This is a genomic window from Dechloromonas denitrificans (assembly GCF_001551835.1).
GTDB lineage: Bacteria > Pseudomonadota > Gammaproteobacteria > Burkholderiales > Rhodocyclaceae > Azonexus > Azonexus denitrificans.
In genome coordinates, this window is sequence record NZ_LODL01000010.1 from 228,899 (window position 1) to 245,147 (window position 16,249).

A 16,249-nucleotide genomic window follows, 5' to 3' on the forward strand; every position below is an offset into this window, starting at 1 on the left:
CGCGCAAAATAGCCAAAAACCACGCACAGCCCTTCAGGAAGCCTTGCCCCTGACTTCAACCGTGTGTGCCTGCTGGTCATCGATCAGCGGCACGGCGTTCCCCGGCAGCAGCTTGCCATCGAGCATGACGCTGCCGGCGCCAGTCTCGCTTGCGGCAAGCTCTATTTGGTATTCCGTCTCCCGATAGCGGTAGCGAATACTGCAACTCGGCCACTCGGCCGGCAGGCAAGGCGTGAACAACAAGCTATCGCCGTGGCGCTGCAGGCCGAGCAGCGATTCGATGATCAGGCGATACAGCCAGCCGGCCGAGCCGGTGTACCAGCTCCAGCCGCCCCGGCCGATGTGCGGATTGACGGCATAGACGTCGGCCGTGACGACATAGGGCTCCACCTTGTAGGTCGCCACCGCCGCCGCCGTCAGCGCGTGATTGACCGGGTTGATCATCGCCAGCAGTTCCCAGGTCCGCTCACTGTCGCCCAGTTCGGCAAACGCCATGGCCGCCCAGACGGCACCATGCGTGTACTGCCCGCCGTTCTCCCGCACCCCTGGCACGTAGCCGCGGATATAGCCGGGATCCAGCTGCGACTTGCTGAACGGCGGGTCGAGCAGTTGCACCAGGCCATCCCGACGGCGGACGAGCTGCTGGTCGAGCGCCCGCATGGCCATCAGCGAGCGTTCCGGGTCACCGGCACCGGACAGCACCGACCAGCTCTGCGAAATCGAATCGATCCGGCATTCGGCATTGGCCCGCGAACCGAGCGGCGTGCCATCGTCGAAGTAGGCCCGGCGGTACCATTCGCCATCCCAGCCATGGGTCTCGATGCTCAGGCGCAGGCGGGCACCTTCCCCCCTGCACAGTTCGGCAAAGCCCGGGTCGCCATGCGCTACCGCCACTTCGGTGAAGCGCCGGAGCACTTCACAGAGGAAGAAGCCGAGCCAGACGCTCTCCCCCTTGCCCAGCACGCCGACCCGGTTCATGCCGTCGTTCCAGTCGCCGGAGCCGATCAGCGGCAAGCCGTGCGCGCCAAAATGCAGGCCGTGGCGAATGGCCCGGACGCAATGCTCGTACAGGCTGGCGACCTCAAGCGAGCGGACCGGCAGATCGTAATAGGAGTCGTCCTCCGGGTTGACCGGCCGGCCTTCGAGGAAAGGCAGGCTTTCATCGAGCACGCCGTGATCGCCGCTACTCGTGACATAGCGGCATACCGCCAGCGGCAGCCAGAGGAAGTCGTCGGAACAATGGGTGCGCACACCCCGTCCGGCTGGCGGATGCCACCAGTGCTGCACGTCGCCTTCCTGAAACTGGCGGCTGGCGCAGAGCAGCAGATGTTGGCGGACCAGTTGGGGTTCGGCGTGCACCAGGGCCATGCCGTCCTGCAACTGGTCGCGGAAACCGAAGGCACCGCCCGACTGGTAATAGCCGCTGCGCGCCCAGATGCGGCAGGCCAGAGTCTGATAGAGCAGCCAGCCATTGGCCATCACATTTATTGCCGGATCGGGCGTTTCGACCTGCACCGCGCCAAGCGTGCGCTGCCAGTGCTGGCGCACCGCTTCGAGCGCCCCGCGGGCAGCCATGACGCCGCGAAAGCGCTGGACGAGCTGGCTGGCATCGTCGGTGTTGCGCCCGACGCCGAGGCGAAAGACCATTTCCCGTTCCTGGCCGTCGGCTAGTTCGAAACTGAGCTGCATGGCCGCACAGGGATCGAGTCCGACCCCGACCCGTCCGGAAAGTTTGGCCCGCATCATTGCCGCCGGATTTAACAAGCTGCCGTTGCGCCCGATAAACTCGACGCGGTCGCCGGTCACGCTGCGGCGCGGGTCGTCGACGTCGAAAAAGGCGACGCGCTCGGCGAATTCGGTGCTGTAGGGATTGCGGGCATAGAGCGTGCCGCTGCCCGGCGCCAGTTCGGTGGCGATATGCATGGCCGACTTAGCCGGCAGGTCGCCCAGCACCCACTCGACGTAAGCGGTTGCCGTCAGCGATCGGGCCCGTCCCGATTCGTTGAACACTTTCAGCACCGAGAACTTGACGGCAGCATCGATCGCCACGTAGATCCACAGCTCGCTGCGGATGCCGGCGGCGCGGGTTTCGAAAACGCTGTAGCCGAAGCCGTGCCGGATCAGGTAGGACGATCCGGCACGGGCCGGCAAAGGACTCGGCGACCAGAAGTAGCCGGTTTCTTCGTCACGCAGGTAGATGGCTTCGCCGCCCAAATCGCTGACCGGGTCGTTATGCCAGGGCGTCAGGCGGAACTCGTGGGCATTTTCGCTCCAGGTGTAGGCGACGCCGCTTTCCGAAACGACTGTTCCAAAATGCGGATTGGCCAGCACATTGCACCAGGGCGCCGGCGTCGTCTGGCCGGGGCCGAGTTCGATGACGTATTCGCGGCCATCCGGGGCAAAGCCGCCCAGCCCGTTGAAAAGTTGCAGATCGCGGCGCGGCGGCGTCGACACCGGCGGCACTTCCGGCCGGTAGCGGCGGCTGGCTTCGAGCAGCGGGACGCGCGCCTCGGGCAGGCCGCGCTGTTCCAGTTGTTCGGCCAGTCGGCCCCGGCAGTCGTTGATGACGATGCGCGCCACCGACTGGAGCAGGATGCGATCCTCGCCCGAAATCTGCTCGGCCAGCCGGACAAAGATGCCGCCTGGGCGGTCGATGATGCTGGCTTCGATGCCCGAGGCGATCATCCCCATGATCTGTTCCTGCAGGCGCTGCCGGTAACCGGCGTGGTCCTCGTTCCAGATCACCAGGTCGACGGCCAGGCCTTTCAGCCGCCAGTAGGCATGCGCCTGCACCAGTTGGCGGACCAGATCGATATTGGCCGCGTCGCCGATCTGCAGCAGCACGATCGGCAGATCGCCGGAGATGGCATAACCCCACAACCCGGACTGACCGCGCCGGTTCCTGGCCAATACGGCGGCATCGGCGCGCAGCGAGGCGTTGGCGTGAATGACCGAACTGGCCAGCCGGGCATAGAGCTGGGCGTCGGCTTCGCTGGCGTTGAGCTGGCGCAGCACGACCTGGCTGTGCGTCCAGGTCAGGTCGAAGACGCGGTCGGCAAGATGGCGGTCCTGGTATTTTTCAATCAGGTTGAGCGCCAGGTCGCGGCTCTCGGCAATACCCGAGACCATGTCGATGGTTACCGACTGTTCCGGCGCCAGGGTCAGTGCATAACGGATGGCGACAATCGGGTCGAGCACCGAGCCGTCGGCTCCCGACAGTCCGCCCGCCTCGCTCATGGCCAGCGGATCAGCCGTGCTGCGGGTGCGGCCGAGAAAGCGCAGGCGATCGGTTTCGTAGGAAACCGCACCAATGTCGGCGCCGTGCACCGCCATCAGGTGCAGCATCCACGGCTGGCGCTCGCCGGGCGAGCGCGGCCGGCGCGAGCAAAGGATGGCACGCCGGTCGCTGAGGATCTCGGTCTGCACAAAGAGGTTGCTGAAGGCCGGATGCAGGTCATCGGAAGCCGGTGGCGCAATCACCACCTCGGCGTAACTGGTGACGTCGATTTCGCGACGCTGGCGGGACCAATTGGTAATACGGACGCGACGCAGTTCGATGTCGTCTTCCGGCGAAACGACGATTTCGGTATAGGTCTCGAAAGCAACATCGGCACTACCCAGCGTGTCGTGCCGGCGAAACTCGGCCCGGCCTTCGGAGAAGATCGCCTCATAGCTGGCCGCGCGCTTCAGTGCCGGCTGGTGAGCATTCGACCAGAAGCTCTGGCTGGCCAGGTCGCGGATATAGCAGAAGCTGCCGCGGTTATCGCAGGTCCCATCCTCGCGCCAGCGAGTGACGGCCAGATCGTTCCAGCGGCTATAGCCGCCGCCCGCATTGGTCACCATCACGTGATAGCGCCCGTTCGACAGCAGTTGCACCTCGGGAATCGGCGTATTGGGTGTCGTAAACACGCGGATCGGCATCTCGGCGGCGAGCGAGGCCGAGCGCACTTCGGAAAGCTGGGCGGTATGGGCGAACAAGGAGGTCACCTTGGGTATCCGCTCCTGGAGCAGCAGCATCACCGCCTGGAACAGGCGTTCCGCTTCGAAACGGCGCTGCATCGGTCGGTCGAGCAGCAGGTAGGCGAGCGCCAGCAGGCTCATGCCCTGATGGTGGGCCATGAAGGAGCGCACGACGACCTTGGCCTGGCCGCGGCGCTGGCGGGCCGGGGTGTAGTCGATGGCCTCGAAAAAGCCGAACTTGCCGAGTGCCCCTTCCTCGGCCAGGCGTTGCAGGTTCTGGCAGGCCGCCTCCGGGGCCACCATCAGCGCCAGCGCCGAGGCATAGGGCGCGATCACCAGATCATCGGCCAGGCCACGCTTGAGGCCGAGGCCCGGTACGCCGAAAGCGCGGTACTGGTAGTTGAGATGGCCATCGACCGTGTTGTAGCCCGATTCCGAAATGCCCCAGGGCACGCCGCACTGGCTGCCGTACTCGATCTGCCGGGCGACCGCCGCCTTGCAGGTCTGGTCGAGCAAGGTGTTGTCGTAGGTCGGCATGATCAACAGCGGCATCAGGTACTCGAACATCGAGCCGCTCCACGACAGCAGAGCCGGCTCGCCACCGGTACCGGTCAGCAGGCGGCCGAGCGAGAACCAGCTTTCCTGCGGCAACTGGCCCTGGGCGATGGCGACGAAGCTGCACAGGCGCGCCTCGGAGGCCAGCAGGTCGTAATAGCTGGTGTCTGTGCGATGCTCGGCGACGTTGTAACCGATGGTCAGCAGATGGCGCGACTTGTCGAACAGAAAGTCATATTCCATCTCCGCCAGTTGGCTGATTTGCTGGACCAGGCCGTCGATCAGCGCCAGCCGGGCGGTCGCCGCCGCGCAGCCGTCGTGAGCCCGCTGACGCAGGGTCGGCATGGCATCGCCGGCGACTTCGTCGGTCAACTGCTTGAGGTCGGCCAGCGCCGCGTCGACCTGGGCGGCCAGCGCCTGTGCCCAGTCATTCGCCTCGCTGGCCGGCAGGGTAATGTCCCGGGCATGGAGGCTGCCGGCGACCTGCGCCATCAAATCGGCCGCACCGCTCGCCAGATGTTGCAGCGTCAAACGGGTCGCGCTAATGCTGTCGGACGGCGCCGCGGTCGCCGTATCGAGCAGCTTGCCGAACGCCGCCAGGCTGCCCCGGGTGCTCGTCTCGGCGGCTTCAGCCAGTACGCCGAGCGTGTCGCGCAAGCCCTCGTACAGCCGGGGCAAGAAGATCCGCTCATCGGCCAGGGTCAGCAGGCCGGCCCGCAAGGTCAGCAAATGGCCGGCCAGGTTGCCGCTATCCACCGTCGACACATAGAGCGGCGTCAGCGGCTGCAGAGTCTGCGTGTCGTACCAGTTGTAAAAGTGGCCGCGATGCTGGGCCAGGCCGGCCATGCTGTTCAGCGTTTGCGCCGTGCGCTCAAGCAACCGGGCGGCCGTCAGATAGCCGAAGTCGTAGGCGGCGAGATTGGCCAACAGGGCCATGCCCATGTTGGTCGGCGAGGTGCGATGGGCGACCGAAGCAATGCGGTATTCCTGGAAATTGTCCGGCGGCAGCCAATGGTCTTCCGGGCCGACAAAGTTATCGAAGAAGGCCCAGGTCCGGCGCGACAGCTTGCGCAGGAAGAAATGCTGTTCGCGGCTCAGGGTCGCCGGGGGGCGGACGAGGGGCCGACTGAGCCACCAGGCGACGCCGGGCGAGATGAACCAGAGCACGAGCAGCGGGCCCGCGGCCTCCAGGGCTTGCGGTGCCTGCACGGCCAGACCAAGGCCGAGCGCGGCCGCCATAAATGGGCCGACCCACATCGCCTGCACGGTGGCAACGAGGCCGCTGCGGTCCCGTCTGGCCAGCTCCCGCTCAACCTCGCTCGACGGATTCCATTCGAGCATCGGTTTGCCGCTGATCAGCACGCGCCACAGGGTGCGAAAAATGGCATCCAGACTGAAAAATGCCGTGTACGGCAGGCAGGACAGTTCGAAGGCCAGCTGTTTGAAATGCCTGAACGCGGCGCCAGCCACCGCCGCCAAGTGCTGCCGGAACAGCACCTCGTCCGGCTTGCGCAGCAGTTCGAAGGCTCTGGCGCAAAGGGAAGGCAGCAACAGCATGCCGACGATTGCTGCGGTCAACAGGCCAAAAGAGGGCAAAACCAGCCAGCCCAGCACCAGAACCAGCATCAATGCGGCGGGCACCAGGCTGCGCCGCAGGTTGTCGACCAGTTTCCACTGCGACAGGGCCGACAGCGGATTGTGCTGCCGATGTATCGGTTCGCCGGCACAGGCGCAGGGCACCCGCCGCCGCAGCCAGCCGGCCAGTTGCCAGTCGCCGCGAATCCAGCGGTAGCGGCGGCTGACATCGGCGCTGTAACGGGCCGGATAGTCTTCGAAAAGCTGGACATCGCTCAGCAACCCGGCCCGGGCGTAACAGCCTTCGAGCAGATCGTGGCTGAGGATGCGATTTTCGGGGAAGCGCCCACCCAGCGCCTGCTCGAAGGCATCGACATCGTAGATGCCCTTGCCGATGAAGGAGCCTTCGCCGAAGACATCCTGATAGACATCGGAAACGACGCGGGTGTAGGGGTCGATGCCCGGCTCCCCGCCATAGAGCCGGGCGTAGAGCGAGCGGTTGGTGCCGGGCAGGCTGACTGCGACCCGCGGTTGCAGGATGCCGTAGCCCGCTGTGACACGCTTCCGGGCCGCATCGTAGTACGGCCGGTTCAACGGGTGGGCAATCGCCCCGACCAACTGGCGGGCCGCATCGCGCGGCAATTGCGTATCGGTGTCCAGCGTGATGACGTACTGAACGCCGACGAGGGCCGCCACATCCCCGGCAATGTCCGAAAAGCCGGCCGGATTGCCACGGAGCAGCGCATTGAGATCGGCCAGCTTGCCGCGCTTGCGCTCGTAGCCCATCCAGACGCCTTCCTGCGGATTCCACAGGCGCGGCCGGTGGAAGAGGAAGAAAATCCCCGGCTGCTGCGGCTCCCCGGCGCCTGCGTACTTCGCATTCAGTTCATCGATCCGCAAGCGGGCCAGCCCGACCAGCGCCGCATCCTCGGCCAGCGTTTCCTGCGGGGCATCACGAAAATCCGTCAGCAGGCCGAAGCGCAGGTTTTGATCGCGATTGGCCAGAAACCTGACTTCCAGCGCCTCGACCAGATCCTCCACCCCGCCCGTGCTGGTCAGCATGGTCGGCACGACGACCAGGGTTCGCGCAGCGAGTGGAATGCCACGGGAAAAATCCATTCTCGGCAGCGGATGTGCCGTTACCAGCAAGGTGGCGAGCCAGTTCACCAGCGCCAGGGCCAACTGGCTACCGGCCAACAGCAAGCCCAGGCCGAGCAGCCCGAGCAGCCATCCCGATAGTCCGCTCGGCGTGGTGAGTGCGAGCAGGCTGCCGGTAATGAGCAGCGCGATCAAGGCAATGGCACCGAGATAGAGGAGCAAGGGGCAGCGGGCCGCCACCCGGCGCAGGCGCCGGCCGACCGGGCGCTTGACCTCGGCCAGTTCTTCGAGTTTCGGCAAGCCCTTGTCGATCAGATGAAAGCCGACATGCCCGGCCCGCCCGCCGGCACCGCTGCCCTCCTCCGCCATAGCGGCGGTCCGGGCCAGTTCGACGGCCAGGCGGGCGACCTCGCCCTCGCTCAGTCGGCCATGCCGGGCAATTTCCTCGGTTGCATGGCGGTAGCGATCGCGGCTGGCGAAATCCATGCTGCCATAGACGCCGGCCGGGTCTTCGCGCAGGCTTTGCTCGACGACGCTGAGCGTCTCGACGAATTCCTGCCAATCCATCGCCCCGAGCACGCGCAGGCTGCCGATGCTGTTGCTGATCGAAACCTGATCGGCCGCCTGCAGCTGGTTTTCCGTCTGAACCAGCTGGGCGATGCTCAGACCGGACTCGGCCAGTCGCTGCTCGACCCAGGTCAGCGGCAATGCCAGCGCCGGCCCCCTGCCCTGCAGCCGGCGGGCCAATTCGGCGACAAAAGCACTGCTCATCGGCGGATTCGAGCGCGCCATGTCGGCGATGACGAGAATCAGGCTTTTCGGGTCCTGATCAGCCGTCTCGACCATCTGGTCGGCCCAGGAGTTGGCCAGGTTGCGCTCCTCCCAGCCAAGAGCAATCCGCGCCCCGACGCGGCGGAGATTTTCGATCACCGCCAGGCGCAGCATGATCGGAATCGCCCATAGCTCGCCGAGCTTGAGGTCGGTGACGGACTGGTAAGCCGCCACGAAGCGGATCAGCGTTTCGGTATCGACTCGGCCATCGCCATGGGCGACGGTTTCCAGTGCGATGTCGTAGACTCGCGGGCGGCCGGCCGACAGCCCGCTGGCCAGGCGCGGCAGTTCCAAGCTGTAGCCCTTGGGCAAGTGGCGCTTGGCCGTCCTGATCTGTTCTTCGATCAGATAGAAATTATCGAGCAACCACTCGCCGGCCGGGGTGATCCGCCGGTTGTCGGCGACGCCCTCGGTCAACAGCTTGCAGACCCCGACCAGCACATTTTCGTTGGCGGCCAGCCGCGCCAGCAACAAATCGGGTGCCCGCCCGGCAGCCAGGCGGTGCGCGGCGGCCAGCGACTTGCCATGCTGCGCCATCTGGTCGGCGCTATACAACTCGGCGCGCAGGGGCGCCTCCTCACTCACCGAGCGGCGCACCATATCGTTGCCGCGCAGTCTTGCCGGCAACTGCCGAACATACGCGGAGAGCTTGCTGTCTGCGCTCAATTCAAGGGGACCTTTCGCGAAAATAGCCTTCAGCGACGTGCTTCACCGGCGAGAAAGGAATCCTCGTACCTTGCGGGCCGCTACCGGAGGCAAAATTCCGGCGGCGGCACCGCTGCCGCGAACGCTTACTTGATGCGCATGTCGTTTTTGACGGAGACCACGCCCTTGACGCCGCGGGCCAGTTCGACGGCGCGGTTGGCGGCGGCCTGGGATGAGACGAAGCCACTCAACTGAACGACACCCTTATAGGTCTCGACGCCGATCTCGGCGACTTTCGTGGCCGGGTCACCGAGGATCGCCGACTTGACCTTGGAGGTGATGACGCTGTCGTCGACATACTCGCCGGTGCTTTCCTGTTTCGAGGTTGAGCCACAGCCGACGGCGGTAACCAGCGTCACGGCGAGAATGGCGGCGGAGAGATATTTGCTTGCTGGGTTCATGATTGACACTCCTGAAGTGAGCAAAACAGGAAATCCTGTTTCCAGCGTCTTTTTGTTGATTCGTGGAGACGCCTCAACGGTCAGCATAGGTTGAAGTGGCAGCCGACTCGGTACGCTGGCGCACATAGCAGCCAACCAGGCTTGCACTCAAGCTGGAGGCGTACTCAGCAGCGTGCGCGTGCCGAGCAAACGGGAAAAATCCCCGGCCGGCAGCGGGTGATTGAACAGAAAGCCCTGAGCCTCATCGCACCGCTGGGTTTTCAGAAAAGCCAGTTGCTCACTGCTTTCAACCCCCTCGGCAACGACCCGCTGCTGGAGATTTTTCCCCATGCCGATGATGGCGCTGACGATGGCTGCGTCATCCGCATTACGGGCAATGTCGCGCACGAAGGACTGGTCTATTTTCAGCGTATCGATCGGGAAGCGACTGAGATAGCTGAGGCTCGAATAACCGGTGCCAAAATCGTCGATCGCCAATTGCAGGCCCATCGCCTTGAGCTTTTCAAGGACCTGGGCCGAGGCCTCGGCCTCGTGCATCAATATGCTTTCAGTTAGTTCCAGTTCGAGATAGCGCGGCGCCAGCCCGGTCTCCTGAAGAATGCTGGCGACCCCCTCAAGAAACTTGAGGTGCCTGAACTCAAGCGCCGAAATATTGACCGAGACGGGCACGGCCTGCAGTCCGAAGTCGAGCCAGGCCTGGACTTGCCGGCAGGCTTCGTGCAGCACCCAGCGCCCGATCGGTACGATGAGGCCACACTCTTCGGCAATGGCCACGAACTGCCCGGGATGGATCAGGCCGAGCGTCGGATCCTGCCAGCGAATAAGGGCCTCGGCCCCGGTCATGATGCCCGAGGCGATATCGATTTTCGGCTGGTAGTACAACTCGAACTCGCCATGCTTCAGGGCCCGGCGTAGATTGTTTTCGACTGACAAGCGCTGGATGGCCCGGGTGTTCATTTCGGGCGTAAAGAACTGGTAATTGTTGCGGCCCTTGGCCTTGGCGTAATACATCGCCGTGTCGGCATTCTGCATCACGGCATCGGCGGTAGAACCATCGTCCGGGTAGATGCTGATCCCTATGCTCAGGGTGATATGCAGTTCATTGCCGGCGATGCGGTGCGGCACCAGCAGTGCCGCCAGCAGTTTCTCGGCCACCTGCGCCGCATCCTGCTGCCGCTCGATCTCGGCGAGCAGGATCACGAACTCGTCGCCGCCCTGGCGGCATACCGTGTCCGTCGTCCGAATGCATTCACCCAGACGCTTCGCTACCGACTGCAGCAACTGGTCGCCGATGACATGGCCCAATGAGTCGTTGATGTTCTTGAAGTAATCCATGTCCAGAAAGAGCAGCGCGACCTGCTTGTGGTGCCGCTGGGCCTGTCCGATCGCCCGCGAAAAGCGTTCGGTCAGCAGCAGGCGATTGGGCAGGCCGGTCAGGAAATCATGCTGGGCCAGATGGGCCATTTTCTGCGCCATGGCCCGCGATTCGCTGACATCGTGAAAGACGATGACGGCACCGGCCACCCGACCATCCCGATTGTGGATCGGCGCCGAAGAATCCTCGATCTCAGATTCGATGCCGTCGCGCCGGATCAGTACGCTATCCGTCGCCAGCCCGACCACCCGGTTCTCTGCAATGGCGCGCTGTGCCGGATTGTCGGCAGGTTGCCGGGTCGCCCCGTCGATGATCCGGAAAACGTCGCTCAGCGGCTGGCCCAGCGCTTCTGCAAGGGACCAGCCGGTCATCGTCTCGGCCACCAGATTGAGGTAGGTCACCTTGCCGGCGATGTCGGTACACAGCACTGCATCGCCAATCGAGTTGAGCGTCACCTGAGCCCGTTCCTTTTCCTGGAACAACTCTTCCCGGGTCAGTTGCAATTCGAGATCTGCCGCCTTGCGCTCGGTTATATCCTCGACCGTCTGCACCCGACCGCGCGAACTCGGACCGTCGGGCATGGCAGCCGCATTCAGGCGGGTCCAGACGATAGTCCCGTCTTTTCGCATAAAGCGCACTTCGGTCTGAAAAGCCTCCTGGCCGCGTACCGCATCGCGCCACTCGGCAACGATGCGCAGCCGATCGTCCGGGTGAATCGCCATGCTCCAGTTGGTGCCCAGCGTCTGTTCGAAATCGAGCCCGGAAATCTTCTGGTAGGCCGCGTTCGTATACACACAATTACCCTGCGCATCGGAGACGAAAATGCCCAGTGGCGAGGCATCGCTCATGGCGCGAAAATATTCTTCGCTGTCGCGCTGCGCATCCTGGCTCGCCTTGCGATCCAGGATGTAGCGCAGGGCATGCGGCAACCAATGGGCGTCGACCGCACCTTTCGCCAAATAGTCGCTGGCCCCGCGTTCCACTGCCGCGCGCGCCAGGGCCTCATCGTTGGCCCCACTCAGGACCAGAATCAGGGCGCGCGGTGCCGCCCTGGAAATCTTGTCGAACACCGCGAGCCCCTGGCCGTCGGGCAGGCTCAGATCAAGCAGAATGACATCGACGGCTGCCTTGCCCAGGCGCTCAAGTGCCGTTGCCTGCTTCCTCACCCATTCGACATGAAAAGCCCAACCGGCCGCATTGGCAAGCGCGTCCCTGATCAGCCCGGCGTCGGTTGGATCATCCTCGACCAGCAGAACACGGGTCAGAGCATTGTTCAGGTCTGGAGCGTTCATGGGCATTCCCTCTCGCGCAGATTACCTTCCCAGCCACAGCGGAGATCGCGGCAACGGTAGCGATGGACCGGAACGAAAATACTCAGAATCAGATCGGCCACACGTCGGGAGATACGGTTTGTCGAACCGTTGCACCGCGGACACGAGCGTCCGTGAGAGACGAGGCTGCCCCCGGGGCCGGAAAGACTTTTGCTCGGGAGATTGTTGCCTCCGTCAGGAAGCCCCCGGCGGACGAAAGTCCTTGTTGGAATCTTCGAAAAGCTTGATCTGCCTCTCCGCCTCATCCTTGGTGATGCCGTAGCTCTCCTGCAACTTGCCGGCGAGCTGGTCGCGCTTGCCGGCGATCACGTCGAGGTGATCATCGGTAAGCTTGCCCCACTGTGACTTGACCGTGCCCTTGAATTGCTTCCAGTTGCCTTCAACAATATCCCAGTTCATGTCCAACTCCTTTGGTCAGGACCCGGCGGGCGGAATCACCTGTCGAAGGTCCTTTTGCTCCGCCTCTTTTCGGCACCGGTCGGCCATCAACACAGCAACTGCACGGGCCGCTTGGCTGAAAGGAGCGATGCAAGTACAAAGTTAGACGCATTCCCGGATCAGGTCGGTGTGCTCCCATACATAGGGAAATATCAGGCGCCGAACGTTGGTAATGATTGAAGGGCCGAACGGCGGGCTTCAATCATCAGCCGCTCGGCGCCGGCTGAGCATGGCGCCGATGACGGCGCCAGCCGCAGCCGCAACCCCCAGCACTTTCCAGGGATTGTTCCGGACATACTCGTCAGTCGCATCGGCGGAGCAGCGGGCCTTGGCGGTCAGCGCCGCGCTCGCATCCAGCAGCCGCGTCTTGGTCTGCGCCAGACGGGCTTCGAGCTTCGTTCGGGCCGTAAGTAATTCGTCGGTAGTGGCGGCAGCGACGTTACCGATCAACGCATTCGCATCGCCGACAACATTTTTGAGATCCTTGACCAAGGCTTGCTTGCTGCCTTCGACGGTCCCTTGATTGGTGTTTTCAGTAGTCATCATCTCTCCTTCTCATTGCGTTGCGGGGCAATTCCGTAGGCGAGGCTACGTTTGACTCGGCGCTCTCCCCTTGGCGCATCCTCCTCCTGGTTGTCGGGCGATGTCGGTGTGCTGGCGCACAGACGTCAGCTCCACCCCGAGTAGTCTTGAAGACAAGCGACAGAAGCGCCTGTCCGGACTTCTCTCGGGCGCCGAGTGGCTACTAATAGAAACAAGGAGAGATCAAATGTCCTTAGGAACAATCCTGCTGATCATCGTGATTCTGATGCTGATCGGCGCATTTCCCAGCTGGCCCCACAGCCGTGGCTGGGGTTACGGCCCCAGTGGCGGTCTTGGGCTGGTGCTGGTCATCCTGCTCATTCTGTTCTTGCTGGGCAAGATTTGAAGTTTCAACCCGGTTTTGGCAGTTGACCGGCGCTTTGCCCAAAGAGCCTGACACCGCCTCCCCGGGAAAGAAAGGAAATACCATGTTGCACTACGCCGTTGTATTTTTTGTTGTTGCGCTGATCGCCGCACTCTTCGGCTTTACCGGCATTGCGGCCGGTGCGGTCGAAATTGCCAAGATTCTGTTTTTCGTCTTCATCCTGCTCTTCATCGGCTCTCTCGTCATGGGCTTGATGCGCGGCAAGTAAGCACCAGCCGGGAGTTCTGCTTCATTCCCGGGCCTCCGGCCATTGCCAGTTGCGGATTTCCGGCATGTCTTCGCCGTGCTCGTGGATGTATTGCGTGTGCCGGTTGAGCATGTCGCGCATTTGTTGCTTGATGTGGGCCGCCTGCGACTGCAGTTTCGGCACCTGATTGGCGACATCCATCACCAGATTGAAGCGGTCGAGGTGATTCAGCACGACCATGTCGAACGGCGTCGTCGTCGTTCCCTCTTCCTTATAGCCGCGCACGTGCAGATGGGCGTGATTGCTGCGCCGGTAGGTCAGGCGGTGAATCAGCCAGGGGTAGCCGTGATAGGCGAAGAGGATGGGCGTGTCGGCGCGGAACAGCGAAATGAATTCGGTATCGGACAGACCGTGCGGGTGCTCCTCCTGCGGCTGCAGGGTCATCAGGTCGACGACGTTGATGAAACGGATTTTCAGCGCCGGCACAATCTGGCGCAGGATGTCGATGGCGGCCAGCATTTCCAGCGTCGGCACATCGCCGGCCGCGGCCAGCACGATGTCCGGCTCGCCGGACTGGTCGCTGCAGGCCCATTCCCACATGCCGATGCCGGCACTGGCATGGTTGATCGCGGCAGGCATGTCCAGCCATTGCCGCTCCAGTTGCTTGCCGGCGACGATGACATTGACCAGGTTCCTGCTTTTCAGGCATTCGTCGGTGACGTAGAGCAGCGTATTGGCATCCGGCGGCAAATAGACGCGGATGATGTCGGCCTTCTTGTTCACGACATGGTCGATGAAGCCCGGGTCCTGGTGCGAGAAGCCGTTGTGGTCCTGGCGCCAGACGTGGGAAGTGAGCAGGATGTTCAACGAGGCAATCGGCCGCCGCCAGGGAATCTCGCTGCAGACTTTCAGCCACTTGGCGTGCTGGTTGAACATCGAGTCGATGATGTGGATGAAGGCCTCGTAGCACGAGAACAACCCGTGCCGACCGGTCAGTAGATAGCCTTCGAGCCAGCCTTCGCAGGCATGTTCGGAAAGGATTTCCATGACCCGGCCATCGACGCCCAGATGATCGTCATCGGCCAGCCGCTCGGCCATCCAGCGCCGGTCGGTTGCCTCGAACAAGGCGCCGAGGCGGTTGGAGGCGGTTTCATCGGGCCCGAAGACGCGGAAGTTGTGCGGGTTCCGGTGCATCACATCGCGCAGGAATTCGCCCATCGCGCGCGTCGATTCTGCCCTCACGCCGCCCGGCGTCGGGACCGGCACCGCGTAGTCGCGAAAATCCGGCAGGCGCAGGTCGTGCAGCAAGACTCCGCCGTTGGCATGCGGATTGGCCCCCATCCGCCGTTCGCCGGTCGGTGCCAGGGCCGCCAGTTCCGGCCGCAGCCGGCCCTCGGCATCGAACAGTTCGCGCGGCAAGTAGGACAGCATCCAGTCTTCGAGCAGGCGGAGGTGTTCCGGCTTCTCCATGTCGCTGAACGGCACCTGATGCGAGCGCCAGTAGCCTTCGCTCTTCTTGCCATCGACTTCCTTCGGTCCGGTCCACCCTTTGGGCGAGCGCAAGATGATCATCGGCCAGCGCGGGCGCTGCACTTCCCCGCCGGCACGGGCCTGGCGCTGAATGTCCGAAATTTGGTCCATGGCGTGGTCGACCGCAGCAGCCATCAACTGATGCATGCTTGCCGGGTCTTCGCCCTCGACGAAATACGGTTTGTAGCCGTAGCCGACGAACAGGCATTCAAGTTCGCTATGGCTGATCCGGGCGAGTACCGTCGGATTGGCAATCTTGTAGCCGTTGAGATGCAGGATCGGCAGCACCGCGCCATCGGTGCGCGGATTCAGGAACTTGTTGGAATGCCAGGATGCGGCCAGCGGCCCGGTCTCCGCTTCGCCATCGCCGACGACGCAGCAGGCGACCAGATCGGGATTGTCGAATACCGCGCCATAGGCATGGAACAGGGCGTAACCCAGCTCGCCGCCTTCATGGATCGAGCCCGGCGTTTCCGGCGCCGCGTGGCTCGGAATGCCGCCCGGGAAGGAAAACTGGCGGAACAGCCGGCGCATGCCCTCTTCATCTTGCGAGATGTCGGAATACAGCTCGCTGTAGCTGCCTTCGAGCCAGGTATTCGCCACCACGGCCGGCCCGCCGTGGCCGGGACCGGCAATGTAGATCATGCTCAGGTCGCGCTGGCGAATCAGCCGGTTCATATGCACGTAGATGAAGTTCAGGCCGGGCGTCGTGCCCCAGTGGCCGAGCAGGCGCGGCTTGATGTGCGCCAGTTGCAGCGGCTGCCTGAGGAGCGGATTGTCGAGCAGGTAGATCTGCCCCACCGACAGGTAATTGGCGGCCCGCCAGTAGGCATCCATCCGCTGCAGTTCGTCGACCGCCAGCACCGCTTCAATTGAGGACAATTGCTTCTCCTTGAACGATCAAAGTGAAAATCCGCCGCAATGCTGACCAGACGCCCCGCCCGGCCCCGTGCCGAGAAGCGGCGCCAATGCCGCTACTCGCCGCCCATTATGCGCAGCCTGGCCCGTAGCTCATCAACTTCCTCCAGCAATTGCAGGGCCAGCGCCGCACCGGCCAGATTGATGCCGAGGTCGCGCTGCAAGTGCAAGGCAACGCGGGTTCGGTAGAGGTGTGCGCCGCTGAAGCGCCAGCGATGCGGCTCGCGGCCCTGCGGCGCGAGCACGCCTTCATCGACCAGTTCAACGATGAACTCGGCCCGCACCGAACAGGCACGGCACAGTTCGGCCAGCGTCAGGTTGCTCTGTTCATCGAGAATGAGCGCGCTCGGCAGCGGCAGGTTCTTTTCGTTCGCCATT

9 protein-coding genes are annotated in these 16,249 nt (G+C 63.5%); 2 read left to right on the plus strand and 7 right to left on the minus strand.

The features are described from left to right. Positions 1 to 33: 33 nt before the first annotated feature. The 5 genes from AT959_RS05350 to AT959_RS05370 form a co-directional block, all read right to left on the minus strand. Positions 34 to 8,685, minus strand: a complete 8,652-nt coding sequence (locus AT959_RS05350) for a glycoside hydrolase family 94 protein (protein WP_338032496.1) — start codon at positions 8,683 to 8,685, stop codon at positions 34 to 36. Between the two features lie 125 nt (positions 8,686 to 8,810). Then, on the minus strand, positions 8,811 to 9,125 hold the full coding sequence (locus tag AT959_RS05355) for a BON domain-containing protein (protein WP_066881358.1): 315 nt from the start codon (positions 9,123 to 9,125) through the stop codon (positions 8,811 to 8,813). Between the two features lie 147 nt (positions 9,126 to 9,272). Then, on the minus strand, positions 9,273 to 11,792 hold the full coding sequence (locus tag AT959_RS05360) for an EAL domain-containing protein (protein WP_240481737.1): 2,520 nt from the start codon (positions 11,790 to 11,792) through the stop codon (positions 9,273 to 9,275). A 213-nt stretch (positions 11,793 to 12,005) separates the two neighbouring features. After that, positions 12,006 to 12,230 (minus strand): CsbD family protein, encoded by a 225-nt coding sequence (locus tag AT959_RS05365; RefSeq protein ID WP_066881360.1) that lies wholly within the window; start codon positions 12,228 to 12,230, stop codon positions 12,006 to 12,008. Positions 12,231 to 12,467: 237 nt separating this feature from the next. Continuing rightward, entirely contained in the window at positions 12,468 to 12,815 is a 348-nt protein-coding gene (locus tag AT959_RS05370; RefSeq protein WP_066881362.1) for an ElaB/YgaM/YqjD family protein, read from the minus strand. Between the two features lie 223 nt (positions 12,816 to 13,038). On the opposite strand from AT959_RS05370, the gene AT959_RS20350 reads away from it, so the two are divergent. Then, positions 13,039 to 13,197, plus strand: coding sequence for a DUF3309 family protein (locus AT959_RS20350; RefSeq protein WP_083518225.1), 159 nt, complete (start codon positions 13,039 to 13,041; stop codon positions 13,195 to 13,197). Between the two features lie 82 nt (positions 13,198 to 13,279). Beyond that, positions 13,280 to 13,444 carry a DUF1328 domain-containing protein gene (locus AT959_RS20355; protein WP_083518226.1) on the plus strand — a complete coding sequence of 55 codons (165 nt, stop codon included), beginning with the start codon at positions 13,280 to 13,282 and terminating at the stop codon, positions 13,442 to 13,444. A 21-nt stretch (positions 13,445 to 13,465) separates the two neighbouring features. Here the strand turns inward: AT959_RS20355 and AT959_RS05375 are convergent, their stop codons facing one another. After that, positions 13,466 to 15,835, minus strand: coding sequence for a phosphoketolase family protein (locus tag AT959_RS05375; protein ID WP_083518227.1), 2,370 nt, complete (start codon positions 15,833 to 15,835; stop codon positions 13,466 to 13,468). 92 nt (positions 15,836 to 15,927) lie between these two features. Further along, a complete protein-coding gene (locus AT959_RS05380) occupies positions 15,928 to 16,248 on the minus strand; it encodes a chaperone modulator CbpM (protein ID WP_066881366.1) in 321 nt (106 codons plus the stop codon). Position 16,249 lies beyond the last annotated feature (1 nt).